The organism is Paenibacillus sp. FSL R10-2778, from assembly GCF_038593035.1.
In the GTDB taxonomy this organism is placed as follows: Bacteria; Bacillota; Bacilli; order Paenibacillales; family Paenibacillaceae; genus Paenibacillus_AQ; species Paenibacillus_AQ odorifer.
Genome location: NZ_CP151956.1, coordinates 577519 through 590487, shown reverse-complemented (window position 1 = coordinate 590487; position 12969 = coordinate 577519). Strand labels below are relative to the sequence as shown.

Sequence of the window (12969 nt, the reverse complement as noted above, 5' to 3'; positions counted from 1 at the left end):
AAAACGCAAACAAATAAAAAATAATAAAGAAAGCGTATTCAATTTAAAATGTGTCTATTAATTCATTTGACTATTCTATGAGGAAGACTTTTCCTTATTCGTAAATGCGCATACAAAAAAAACCGATTCCAGCAACAAAAGTTGCTCGGGCACGGTTTATAAGAATCCTCGTGGATGTTATTACTCAAAATGATGTCTAAAGTTAAGCAAGTGACAAACGTATCTGTTAGCTAGGAGACGGATGAATTCATCCGTACCAACTCGTGTTCCACGACCATGGTCAGTTCTTCTTCATAGCCTCCTGTAATCCGATACTTTCGGACGTACTCCTTTACGAATTTCTTGGGATCTTTGGGCCGGAAAATGCGTGTCATTTCCCGTAGACTTTCCTTGACTTCGTTATGACCTTTACTTGCCATGATCAGTTCCCTCCCAAAACATTGAAAATGAATGCTCCGTTGTAGAGAATGCATGATGAAAAGTACGCCGTAACCTCGAATGCAAGTGAAGTATCCATTACACATACGTGGCTTGCACTATCCGTCAAAACGTGGAATCTAAAGCTAAATCTAGCCTTTGAAACACCGCCTTGCCGGTGAAGCAGGTTCGTCGTGATTTGGGCTGAGAGTAAGGACGCCTGATGAACGATAGCTCCTTGACACTTTTATTACCCGAAGAGCCACTTACTGAATCACTCCTTTCGGGCCTTATCGTTATATTGTATCATATTCCGGATTAACTTCCACCTTTCCTTGTAAAATGTACTATTTGGAAAATATTATTTTTAACAGCTGTCTTCGTAAGTCAGATGTCTCCAAACTGGTTAAAATACAATAACCTATACAGCAAGCGAAATTGTATTTATCAACAAATGAGAAGGAGATCTTTATGGCCCAGCCTGTAATTCCCCTAATGACTACCGCAACGCCAGAAGACACCGATACACGCCGGGAGGGTCTTGAACAAGCCCATCAAGCTATCCTAAAAGAATACCCCAAGATGCATAGCATGCTTATTGTGCGTCATGGAAAACTTATCTTCGAACGTTATTATAACGACCATCATGCTGGAGCATTAAATGATCTCCGTTCTGCCACCAAAAGTTTTGTCAGTGTCCTTACGGGAATCGCTATCGGCCGTGGAGAGATGCCTGATCTCCATATTTCTGTGTCCGAGGTCCTTCGCAAGCATATTCCATACCTTCACTCCCCACATCTCTCAAAAATTACACTCCGTCATCTTCTTACCATGACTTCCGGTTTTAGCTGGATCACAGGGAAGAAGCTTGGTGAACCGCTTGTTCGGAACCTCCATCGCAGCCGCCGCTGGGGTTCCTTTGGCCTTAGCTTGAACATTATTCCAGAACAAATCGGCCAGTTCCAATATCGAAGCATCGACTCACATCTAATCTCGATAATGATTAGTGAATCTACAGGTCTTGATGCATTTTCCTATGCAGCACAGCATTTATTCACTCCACTCCGAATGGCTAATACCGCTTGGTTACCTAGCCCCGAAGGACATAGCATGGGTCATATCGGTTTGCACCTAACGTCTCGGGATATGGCTAAATTCGGAATCTGCCTGCTGAATAATGGAGTGTTTGCAGAGCAGCAAATCATCCCAGAACATTGGTTGCAGGATGCACTTACCGCTCAAGCAAAGGGATATCCAGCGTTTGGTGATTACGGATATCAGTTTTGGATCGGTACGATGAGCGGGCAGCCCTACAAGCTCGCCCACGGGCATGGCGGGCAGCAGATTCTGCTCTTTCCCAATCTGGATGCTGTAGTGGTCTTTACAGCAGAGAGCAAGACAAACAACTGGAAGAACCCTCGCAGGCTGCTTGAAAAGTATGTTCTCCCTTCAATGAGCTAAACATACTTTTTCCTGACAAGTCATAGGCTTGTAAGGAAGAAGGATTCGAACAATCAAGCCCCTTCTTCTCCAAGCAGAAGGAGAGTGAGCCCATTGTCCCCTTTTAAATCATCCACCGGATTGCCCGATAATATAGCGGGCGCGTTATGTTACTTTTTCCCTTTTCTCGGCGGCGTCGTCTTTCTCGCATTGGAGAAACGCAGCCGCTTTGTGCTGTTCCATTCGCTGCAATCACTGATTACCTTCGGGGTGCTGATGATCCTCCACGTTCTAACCGGATTGGTCCCATTCCTCGGTCCCTTGATGAGTGCCCTCGTCTCTCTTTGCAGCTTTGGGGTGTGGCTGTTAATGATCTACCATGCCTTAAGTGGCAGGTGGTATAAACTTCCTTGGGCAGGTGATATCGCAGAAAGTCAGATTCGCCATCTGTAATCCCCCAAAAAGCAGCCCCTCTGATCGCTGAAAAGTATTCCCTTTTGCCCATCCACTCCTTACAATGTAGAAAGGGCATCAATGGAATTCTACAGGCTGGAGGAAATCATATGTATCTATTTATCATAAACCCGCGTTCCGGCGGGGGAGCAGGCGGCCGGACCTGGCATACTGTAGAGGCGCTCATGAAGGAGCGTTCGCTGCCTTTCATGTCCTTGTTTACGCACAGCGTAGAGGGTGCAGAAGCCCTTGTTTTAAATACACTAAAGCATCGCGAGGATTGGAAAGCCGTGATTGTAATCGGCGGTGACGGCACGCTCCATAGCATTTTGGGTGCACTTTGCGGCAAAGATATCCCCATGGGCGTAATTCCTGCCGGCTCCGGCAACGACACCGCCCGGGGGTTCGGCATTCCACTTTCCATAGAAGCCGCGCTGGAGGCCGCCCTTAGCGAGCGGTATATCGAAGCAGACCTGCTTTCAGGAGCAAACGGACTGACCGTAACAGCCGTTGCCAATGGCTTTGATGCTCAAGTGGCCGAGAATGTGAATGCCAGCCGTTACAAACGGCTGTGCAATGCCATTGGAGCAGGCCAGCTGGCGTATATCATCGGCATATTGCATACGCTGATGACATTCAAGCCCTGCCGGGTAAGTGTAGTCTGCGACGGTACGGAGCACGCCTTCGAGAAGGCATGGCTGGTCTCGATCTGCAACCTGCCCAGCTACGGCGGCGGGCTTTTGATCTGCCCGCAGGCAAAGGCCGATGACGGCCAGCTTGACGTCTGCGTCGTGCATGGGTGCAGCCGCGGGCAGTTGCTGCGGTTGTTCCCCACGGTACTGAAGGGCAAGCATGTGGCGTTGCCCTTCGTGTCTATGCTGCGCGGACGCAGCGTAGCTGTGGGCTTTGCCGAGGCCCGGCCTGCAATCGGCGACGGCGAGAGCCTCGGCAAAGGGCCGCTGGCCGTTCGCTGCGAGCCGGGGGCGCTGCGGGTGCTATCGCCGCTGGCAGCGGACAGCGTACAGCTGCCCGCCGACACTGCAGCGGCATGCGGCAGTAACGGGTAACCCTGACCCGTGCATACCATACACACAAAAAACAGCAAGCGACTGGTTCATTACCAAGTCGCTTGCTGTTTTGTATATCCTATAGCTTTTGACTGAGAATTCATTCCAAAAGCCTCAAATAAGAGGCTCTTCCTCGTCTTCCACGAAAGTGACTCTTCCGTCCTCCAGTGAAGCAATACGCACAAGTGATTCTACGCGATATCCCGCTTCCTGCAGCAGCCGATTTCCTGGCTGGAACGCTTTTTCGATCACAATACCAATTCCAACCACACTTCCCCCCGCCTGCTCAACAATACGGGCAAGTCCGAAGGCGGCTTCACCATTCGCCAAGAAATCGTCAACAATCAGCACCCGTTCTCCGGGAGCAATGAATTTCTTCGAAACGGTAATTTCATTCGTTTCTTTCTTCGTGAAGGAGTAGACCTTCTCCACGTAAATGTCTTCTGTCAGCGTCAGCGATTTCTGCTTACGGGCAAAAATCAGCGGAACCTCCAGCTCTAATGCTGTCATAATCCCCGGAGCAATCCCCGAGGATTCTATAGTCAGCACCTTCGTAATTTCTTCGCCAGCGAACCGGCGGATAAACTCACGGCCAACCTCACGCATCAGGAAGGGGTCCATCTGATGATTCAGAAAAGAATCCACCTTGAGCACTCCTTGCCCGAGTACAATACCTTCTTTCAACACTTTTTGTCTCAACAGCTCCATAGTGCTCCTCCTTCTCCCATCATTGAATCCATTCTCCCCACATTACAGACCTGTCGGCTTCTGAGGCAATAAATTTCCAACGATCGATTTTAAATTATGATCATCCTTGCTCTTTTCCTGACCGTTATCATAACCCGTAATTCGAATCTCCAAGAAATCCCCCGGATTTACCGGTTTAAAAATCAATTTTTCGCGGTCTTCCAGTCTCACGTTAAAATTCATATCCTTAAACATTTCGACTAATTCTGCTTCTCCAGGAGATGCTCCCTTATCCAGAAACAACAGTCCACGCAATTTTTTAGGACCATCATTGTGCACCACTTCAAAATGAACGATACATTCCATGCTTCTCACCTCCCTATGATAATAACTACTGCGCCTGTTCTTCCCCATCATCGCCTTGATCATACATAACATATTTGCTATGAATTTTGCTGTAACGTTCTCCATAACGCTCTACTAATTCTGCGCCCATATCCTGCTCCAGCTCGAACAAGACCATTTCCTGTGTGAAATGATTCAACAGCAGCTCCACTAACACCGGGTGCTCTGTTACCACTGCTTGCGCCGACCCATCATCATAACGCATCCCCAGCATACACCAGCTCCGGTCAATCACAAATGAGAACTTCCGTCCATCCGCCCGCTGCGAATTTTTTCCGAATGACGGCCATACCGGGTAAGAGGCAGCAGCAGCATTGCCACCGTCAAAAGCCCATAAAAGCCTAACGCCACGCAGTTCGGCCTGTTCAAGTTCGCTCCGCAGAAGCGACGCTTCCTCGCGCCACATATCCACTACAATCTCCTGCTCTGCCATGTTAAGCTGGCGAATCAGCGCCCCCATTACATTGCGGTCGCCCTCTACATTATAAAAAGAAGGACTAACAGGCCCCCCGCGAGGCATCTCACTTTCCATATAAGCCAGCGAAGCTTGAACTCTTCCCGAGATCATCGTCGCCAGCTCCTCCGGATTGAGAACACTATACCGCGCAGGCTCTCCTTCACCACATCGTACATATCCCTGCTGTGTTAGGCGCTGAAGCGCCGCATACACATTTGATCTTGAAACTCCGAGCTGTTTGGCAACCTCATAGCCAGAAGCCTGACCTTTAGTCGCAAGCTCGACCATGATTTTGGACTCCATCTCCGTGAAGCCCAGATTGCGCAGATGCAGCAGCAGCTGTTCCATCTTGTTGTCCCCCTAAGCCCTAAGCTGACTGATATCTGTACTATATTTGCTCCGATCCACAACGCGGGCACCATAAGGAGCCCTTTGGCAATTCATTCCGACAGATTTGACACTTAATCATATCACGAACACCACTGTCCTGGGTGACTGCGGACTCGTCCTGATGTTCATTCGCGTTCCAATCGCGGATGCGACGATCCAGCTCAAGCTGTCTTTGTCTTTCCCGTTCCAGCTGATCAGCATGTCTGCGATCCCGTTCAATGTCATGTTCGTTCGCCGCATATTCCTCCAATGGCAGCTCATCATCCTCTGAAGGCAGGATCTCAGAATACACCACACTTTGCGGATGGAGCTTCATTGCAATCTCCTTCTCTTCATCCGTTAGCTCATCCGCACCATAGTATTGATCCTCATCCTCTTCGTCCTCATCCACAGTTTTGACGAATACCGGCGGTGACGGAATCTTTCTTGATGTGGTTAGCTCCTCCAGCTTACTTCCACACTTTGGACAAAAATTTGCATCGAGCGCCACAACATTGCCACAAGAACATAACCGTTCATTTTTCAGTTCAGCAATTCTTGCGCGTTGGACTTCAATTTTTTCCTGAAGCTTGGAACAGGTCCGTGCCAGTTCTACCATTTTGCCTTCAGCTACAGACATATCCTTAGAGCGATACCCTTCATAAAAAAGCCTGCCCATTTTCGTGAATTCCACTTCCATCTCACGTTCAATATCGGAAATAAGCCCGTTCAGCTTGCCGATCTCAACAGAGCTTTGTGCTTTTTCGGTAACCCGGCTCGCACTATCTTTGATTCGTTTCATAAAACTCATTACAGTTCCTCCCTCTCCAGCGATACGTGTTTCTATCATACCAAATGTATCGAACAGATTCATTAATGTGCTTTAATACGCGATTTAGCGGAGAATGTTCCTATAAATTCTTATTTTCCCTGATTTCAGACGTTATTTTGCGTCAGGGGTTCTACATCGGTTAAAATAGAATTAATCACAAATAACGAAATTGGGAGAGTTTCAGTGGAAGAACATGACAGCACACAGCTTACGCTAAAACAGATGCAGGTACACGTTAAGGATCTGCAACATTGGCAAGATAACGAGGATTTCACAAATCTTATCAATGAGTTCAAGTCTCTGCCAGCACTCTATCGCCATGCACTAAACGATCTTGAGAATAAAATCGATGTGATCAAAACGGAATGGCAGGTCCGTGACGGCTTCAGTCCCATCGAGCATGTTAAATGCCGAATTAAAGAACCCAAGAGCATCCTTCAAAAGATGGAGCGCAAAGGTTTCGAGTTCAACTTGGAAAATATGGAGCAGCACATTCACGATATTGCAGGTATGCGGATTGTATGTGCTTTTGTTAAAGATATTTACCGTCTGGTTGATCACCTCAGCACACGCGAAGACATTCGCGTATTGGAGATCAAAGATTATATAGCCCATCCCAAGCCGAATGGGTATCAAAGCCTGCATCTTATCGTCGCAATTCCGCTCGTCCTGCTGGAAGGAACACGCTGGGTCAAAGCCGAAATACAGCTGCGAACCCTAGCCATGGACTTCTGGGCAAGTATGGAACATATTCTGTATTATAAATTCGATAAGCAGCTTCCTTCGCATGTTGCGGAGGAATTGAAGGATGCCGCACGCGCCGCCGATGAACTGGATCAAAAAATGCTGCGCCTACGCCGCGAGATTCTGGAACTTGCAGAAGGGGAATCCCCTGCCGGCGGGCAGGTTTAAGCTTTCATATTTCTACATTTCTCAAAAATTAAGGGGATGTCTCATAAGCCATGACAATGGCTGCTGGGACACCCCCTTCTTTTTAATCGATTAGGCCGTTTGATCATTACCCTTCGCCGCCGAAGCAAGGTGCTATCGGACACAGCCGATCTTATTCGCAAAATAATCCTCCATTTTGCATACTAACGGACCCCAAAGTCGCTAACGGCATAAAAAACACCCGATCTGCGCCCTACTATATGAAATAGCTGCACTGGAGTCCGAAAACATGCTGGATAGGCGATAAATGTGTGAATAACGCCTCCTGAGTCCCTAAACCTCAACCAACGGCTAATCATGACCCGGCGTTCCGCTGTATTCAGCCTCAAGGCTTACTAACCAAAGGCTTCCATGTGACGCCGCCATCTGTAGTGGTCTGTAGAAATCCTGGACCCGCCAACCAGCCGTTTTTCGGCGTAACGAACTGAATGTTTTCTGCCTTCGCGAATAGCTGTGATGTCGCAATCAACCTCCAGCTTACACCCCCGTTGACAGTCGCCACCAGTTTGCCGCCCTCCTGCAAAGCCCAACCTTCACGAGCGTTCAGCCATGTTGTTCTCGCTGCCTCAGTACCGAGCAATTGAGGGCCAAGCTTCCATGTCCTGCCTCCGTTATCACTTGTGTAAAACACCATACTTCGAATCCCATCGTCAACGATCTCCAGCGGCAGGATGCCTTTCATATTGTCTTTGCCTGAGAATTTAGGCGGATAACTATTACTGTAAGTAAAGGCTGCCAGAGCAGCTGGCTTCTTTAATTGCTCCGGCTTCCAGCTCTTCCCGCCATCCGTAGTTCTGAATGTTAAAATGTATTCTTGCCCATGGTTGCTGGAGGTGATCCAGCCATTCTGAGAATCCTGAAAGGTTATCCCTGTTGGATAGGCTTTAATACTCCCCGTTAGATTTCCGATTCGCTTCCAGCTGTTCCCGCCATCAGCCGTGCGATACAAGGATTTCTCCATCATCCCGAGACCAGGTTCTGAATCCAGCAACACATACCCGTTATTCACATCGATAAAATGAATAAAACCGCCACTGTATCCTTGCTCCCAATCCTCCGTGACGGGGAGTTTTGTCTCCTTCCAGGTCTGGCCCTGATCAGAGGTATGATAGATCTGAATAGGTTGACCCATACCATGACTACTAATAATCCAGCCATTTGTGGCATTCAGGAAAAAGCTTGCTGCGGCAAAGATGCCTGTTTCTTGTGGAATAGGAACGATATTGCTGTCCGGATGGTACCAACTACTTCCTCCATCGTTCGTAGTCCATAATCCAGTCTCGTCTATTCCCCATCCATGCTTTATGTCATTCATGCGAAATTTAGCAGGATACCCCTGCAAAGAATTCATCTTCGTCTTCAGCTCAGCGGTATTTGTCCCCATACTCGAATCTAAACCAAGATTATCGTTTACCATGTAGGATTGCAGAAATAACCCAGCAATGATTATCGGGGCAAAAACGGCATATAGTCTCAAATGAAATCCTCCTTTTCCCATTTCCTTCTATTCTATAATCATAGACAGAGTTTAATGGTAAAAGGTTACAGAAGCATTACACAAAGAAGAAGCCGCCTCCTCAGATAGGATGCGGCTTCTCTAAACTCCACTGCTGTTTAATTACGCCTTACTTGCACGACGGGCAGCAGCTTCTGCTACTCGATTCATAATCAAAGTTAGGCCTTCTAGAGCCTTAGGTGTCTGAGGCAGCAAAGCTCCCCAGTCTTCCGTTACCGCTGCTACTACCGGCGATGAAGGAAATGGCCTAGCCGTAATCTCATGGAACTGCGGTCCCGGCTGGTGAAGCGAACCTTCAGCAGCCGCTTCTGCAAGCCATTCCCCAGAAGAAATTGCGGGGCCCTTGCGCTCTAGCCGTGCTAATTCTGTTGCAAGCTCACTAGCTGGGGCTGCCTCTGTCTCAGAATCATCGGCAGCTATATCAGTTTCAGCCCAAAGGGCAAATATTCCATCCAGGAGTTCTCCCTTAGTAAATCCTCTCAGAGAAAGCGCCAGCAGCGGCTCTTCAGCAAGTCGTTCTTTTATAAGCTGCAGAGTCTCCGCCTGGTTCTCTAACCCTTCCCCCTCAAAGAGGGCTTGCTCCAGCTCAGTATCTGTAGGCAGAAGCTCCAGTTCCGCCAGCCCACCCGTCAATCTCCCTTGCAGCAAAGCAAATACCTCATCCGGACTTAGCGCCAGACGCCGCAATATTTCTTTTCTACGGGCAGCATGCCATACTGGAACCTTCAGAGAGAGAGGTTGCTCCGTTCTTTGTCCCTGAGGAACAGCAGAAGTACCGACATTCCATTCACCTTTTGCCCGCGACCCTCCCGTCACTTTCCCGGGCGAAGCCGTCCATGCTGCTTTTACTAATCCAGGCACAACTTCCAGCCGCATCTCTAACAGTTCACTCATTGTTCGATCCCTCCGTATTGCTCATGTCTTTCTTTACATCCAATCCTGATCCTGCAGTTCAATAAGCTCCTTCAGTTCATGATTAGACATCTCGGTCAACCATGTTTCACCAGAACCAACAACCTGCTCCGAAAGGCTTTTCTTCCGCTCAATTAATTCGTCAATACGTTCCTCCAGCGTTCCTTGGCAAATCAGCTTATGAACTTGTACGTTCTTATCCTGCCCAATTCGGAAAGCCCGGTCTGTCGCCTGATTCTCCACTGCCGGATTCCACCAGCGATCGTAATGAATAACATGATTGGCCCGGGTTAGGTTCAAACCTACTCCGCCCGCTTTAAGAGATAACACGAAGAAGGCTGGACCCTTGCCCTCTTGAAAATCATGCACCATCTCGTCCCGCTCCCGTTTTGGAATCCCCCCATGAAGGAACAGCGGCGATGTACCATAACGCTTAGTAAGCTTGCTCACCAGCAGCTCACCCATCGCTACGTATTGCGTAAAGATCAACACAGATTCGCCAACTTCAGCGACACTGTCCAGCACCTCGAACATAACCTCCATTTTACCGGAATGTTCATTGCGTGGACTCCGTCCTTCTTCTTTCCGGAATAGCTGAGGATGATCGCAAATCTGCTTCAGCTTCGTCAGAGAGGATAACACCAGTCCACGGCGAGCCATACCACTGCTCTCCCCGATCACACCGAGCATTTCATCCACGACACCCTGATACAGGGCAGCTTGGGTCTCGGTCAGCGGGCAATAAGACTTCAGCTCCAGCTTCTCCGGTAAATCCTTAGAAATATCCGGGTCACTCTTCAGACGCCGCAACAGGAAGGGGGATACCAAGCGATGTAGCTCCCGCAGGCGTTCCCCACCTTCACCAGACACATAACGCTGCCGGAAGGAATGATAGGTTCCTAAATAGCCCGGGTTTAAAAAGTGGAAAATAGACCATAACTCGCCAAGTCTGTTCTCTACCGGAGTACCTGTCATAGCTATGCGATGCGGCGCTGATAACTTCATCACACTCTGCGCCTGCTTCGTACGGTGATTTTTAATATATTGAGCTTCATCCAGCACCACTGTTGACCACTGGACATTGGCTAAATCCTCACTGTCACGGCCTGCCAAATGATAGGTCGTCAGTACGATATCATGACTGGTTGCCAGTTCTAAGAAGCTATCTCCCCGAACACGGCGTCCACCATGATGTATGTGTACATTAAGCGAAGGTGCAAAGCGCTGCAGCTCCCGCTGCCAGTTGCCAAGAAGCGATGTTGGGCAGAGAATCAGTACAGGCTCCTGCTTCTCTTCAGGGGGAGCACTTAACGCCCGGTCCAGCAGGCAGGTGATAACCTGCACCGTTTTACCTAGACCCATATCATCGGCGAGGCATACCCCAAAACCCAGACCACTGAGCTCGGCCAGCCACTGATAACCCCGCTCCTGATAAGGTCTTAAAGTTCCATGCAGACCCTCAGGTACAGGACGCACCGGAAGATTACGTAATACATCTCCGCGCATAAGTGATGCCAACAGCCCGGATGTCTCCATTCCAGTGACGGACATTCCTTTCCAGAGCCGATCTTCACCATCCTCGGCTTCTAGACGCATCCAATCCGCGGCAGTCATTTCTCCGTTTTCATGGCGTTTCATATATCTAAGAACCTGGCGGATTTCTTTAGGATCTATCTCGATCCATTCCCCGCGGAAACGTACAAAAGGTACACCGGCCTCTACTAATGCATTTAATTCTTCCTCACTAATCGTACTATCTCCAAGCGAGGCCTCAATACGGAACGAGATCAGCTCTTCCATACCCAGAGCTGCGGGCGCAGGGCTATCGCCCCCGTTCACGCCTGGCTGCATTTTCATCTTCATGCCAATGCGGCGGCGTCCCTCACGGCTCCAGCGCGAAGGCATCTGCACCGTTATTCCCCGATCGCGCAGCTGCTGCACCGTCTCCTTCAAAAAGAAATAAAGACGCTCCGGTTCCAAATCCGCCCCCGTAGGCGCAGGCTTAGCAAGAGCGCGCTGAATATCCGGCGATATCTTCGCAGCCCGGCCCAGCGCTATAAGCAGCTGCTGCTGGATATTGCGATAGCGTTTACCCCATAACGTAAACTCTCGTTCTTTACTACTCCAGATCGATTTGGCGGGAAACCAGAATTCCCCTTCTTCCTTATTCTCCGCCCAGAAGGTTAACCGCCAGACTTCATTATTGTCTTCTGGCGGCTCCAGCCGTAACCCAAGACCCAGCTGCCCGCTCCGTGCTTCCTCTGGTTCTGAATGTGGCACATCGCTGCCAGCGGTCTCGTTCACAGTGACCAAAAGGTCTGTCACCTCTGCCGGAGTTCCTTGCACGGGTATATCTCGGCTTCCCGTGAGAAGGCTATTCCACCACAGTTCTGTTAAAGGGGAATAACCCCGGCGATAATTCGCTTTATAAGGGATTAACTCACTTTCAATGCCCGCAATTACTTTTTTTATCTCAGCAGTCATTACAGCCTGCATAAAGGAGTAAAGCACATATGCTCCAGCCTCATCACGAGAGGATAAATCCCCTGCCTCTGCGATATGCGTTCCTAGTGCAAGAACAGGCATGGATGCTGCCAGCTGCAGAAAGATCTCTTTGTCCTCCTGCTTTCGGAAAGCTGGCGACCAGCAGACCGTCGCCGCCTGTTCGCCGCCGCGGCGACGTGAGCCCACAGGGCGTGGTGGCAAGGCCCCCGGCGTAATCCCGCCCGTACCCATCAGCTCCAGCGCAAAACGTGCCGCTGCTGCCCAGTAACGCAGTTCGCCGCCTGGCTCCACTCCCTGATCTCGGCATAACGTCTCATCCCATGCCAGAAGCAGTTGAAATGCATCGCTAGGAACCAAGGCGAGCCCTTCGAACGTTCGTCCGGGCAATCCGCGCCGGGCTGGCTTCCCCTCTACAGGGGGAGCCGGATATTTCACTTCTGCCAGACGCAGAGCAGCAGTTGCAAAAGGACGCACTCCTCCCTGTAGCTCCATCCGCTTCACTACGCGAGTCCAAGCGTCAACCTTCGGCTCCGAAGTTTCGCCAGAGAAGCAAAATAAAACGTCCCCTAACCATATTGCATACAGATGCTTAGTCATCGGTGATCTCCTGTCTTTTAAGCAAGCAAAAAAAGAACCAGCCCCCTACCATCAGGAAGGGTAACTGCAACCTTTTCCGCGAGAAATAAATTTTGAAGCTATACAAGTAGAAGCCGCTTCTTCCTCTTTTAGAGAGGCGATGCGCTCCTGCGGTAAATATAAGGATAAAGAACTAGGACAAAACTTATATTTTCTTGAATCTTCATCTCTTCATCTTATACGAAAAAGCGCTGATTTAAAAACATTTCTGCATATTTTCTGTAGATTTTTATGAAATAAAGTTGAAGGATATAGAAACACCCAGTAATTTGATTCATTTAAAATACCCCGCACTACTGCCCTGCTATCCAAGAATGTTATG

The 12969-nt window shown here is 49.1% G+C and carries 12 protein-coding genes; 4 read left to right on the top strand and 8 right to left on the bottom strand.

The window, feature by feature from the left end; translation table 11 throughout:
- Positions 1-230 precede the first annotated feature (230 nt).
- Positions 231-419 carry a hypothetical protein gene (locus NST40_RS02610; RefSeq protein ID WP_019913840.1) on the bottom strand — a complete coding sequence of 63 codons (189 nt, stop codon included), beginning with the start codon at positions 417-419 and terminating at the stop codon, positions 231-233.
- Positions 420-888: 469 nt separating this feature from the next.
- On the opposite strand from NST40_RS02610, the gene NST40_RS02605 reads away from it, so the two are divergent.
- The 3 genes from NST40_RS02605 (at position 889) to NST40_RS02595 (ending at position 3377) form a co-directional block, all read left to right on the top strand.
- Positions 889-1878, top strand: coding sequence for a serine hydrolase (locus tag NST40_RS02605; protein WP_076276043.1), 990 nt, complete (start codon positions 889-891; stop codon positions 1876-1878).
- 93 nt (positions 1879-1971) lie between these two features.
- Complete coding sequence (locus NST40_RS02600) at positions 1972-2310, top strand: membrane protein (protein WP_036682511.1); 339 nt, start codon at positions 1972-1974, stop codon at positions 2308-2310.
- Between the two features lie 110 nt (positions 2311-2420).
- The gene (locus tag NST40_RS02595; protein ID WP_076193704.1) at positions 2421-3377 is read left to right on the top strand and encodes a diacylglycerol kinase family protein; all 957 of its coding nucleotides are present in this window, start codon (positions 2421-2423) and stop codon (positions 3375-3377) included.
- 114 nt (positions 3378-3491) lie between these two features.
- Here the strand turns inward: NST40_RS02595 and NST40_RS02590 are convergent, their stop codons facing one another.
- The 4 genes from NST40_RS02590 to NST40_RS02575 are packed head-to-tail and all read right to left on the bottom strand — an operon-like array spanning position 3492 to position 6106.
- Positions 3492-4085, bottom strand: a complete 594-nt coding sequence (locus tag NST40_RS02590; protein ID WP_076276042.1) for a xanthine phosphoribosyltransferase — start codon at positions 4083-4085, stop codon at positions 3492-3494.
- A 42-nt stretch (positions 4086-4127) separates the two neighbouring features.
- Complete coding sequence (locus tag NST40_RS02585) at positions 4128-4430, bottom strand: hypothetical protein (RefSeq protein WP_038568522.1); 303 nt, start codon at positions 4428-4430, stop codon at positions 4128-4130.
- 25 nt (positions 4431-4455) lie between these two features.
- On the bottom strand, positions 4456-5274 hold the full coding sequence (locus NST40_RS02580; RefSeq protein ID WP_076124492.1) for a TrmB family transcriptional regulator: 819 nt from the start codon (positions 5272-5274) through the stop codon (positions 4456-4458).
- 40 nt (positions 5275-5314) lie between these two features.
- Positions 5315-6106: a zinc ribbon domain-containing protein gene (locus tag NST40_RS02575; protein WP_076276041.1), complete on the bottom strand. Its 792-nt coding sequence runs from the start codon at positions 6104-6106 to the stop codon at positions 5315-5317.
- A gap of 204 nt (positions 6107-6310) precedes the next feature.
- Between NST40_RS02575 and NST40_RS02570 the strand changes: the two genes are divergently transcribed.
- A complete protein-coding gene (locus tag NST40_RS02570) occupies positions 6311-7039 on the top strand; it encodes a GTP pyrophosphokinase family protein (protein ID WP_076218890.1) in 729 nt (242 codons plus the stop codon).
- A gap of 364 nt (positions 7040-7403) precedes the next feature.
- Here the strand turns inward: NST40_RS02570 and NST40_RS02565 are convergent, their stop codons facing one another.
- The 3 genes from NST40_RS02565 to NST40_RS02555 all read right to left on the bottom strand — a co-directional run bounded on the left by NST40_RS02565 (position 7404) and on the right by NST40_RS02555 (position 12608).
- Entirely contained in the window at positions 7404-8555 is a 1152-nt protein-coding gene (locus NST40_RS02565; protein ID WP_076276040.1) for a YCF48-related protein, read from the bottom strand.
- 141 nt (positions 8556-8696) lie between these two features.
- On the bottom strand, positions 8697-9488 hold the full coding sequence (locus tag NST40_RS02560; RefSeq protein ID WP_076124497.1) for a hypothetical protein: 792 nt from the start codon (positions 9486-9488) through the stop codon (positions 8697-8699).
- A 33-nt stretch (positions 9489-9521) separates the two neighbouring features.
- The gene (locus NST40_RS02555; RefSeq protein ID WP_076276038.1) at positions 9522-12608 is read right to left on the bottom strand and encodes a DEAD/DEAH box helicase; all 3087 of its coding nucleotides are present in this window, start codon (positions 12606-12608) and stop codon (positions 9522-9524) included.
- Positions 12609-12969 lie beyond the last annotated feature (361 nt).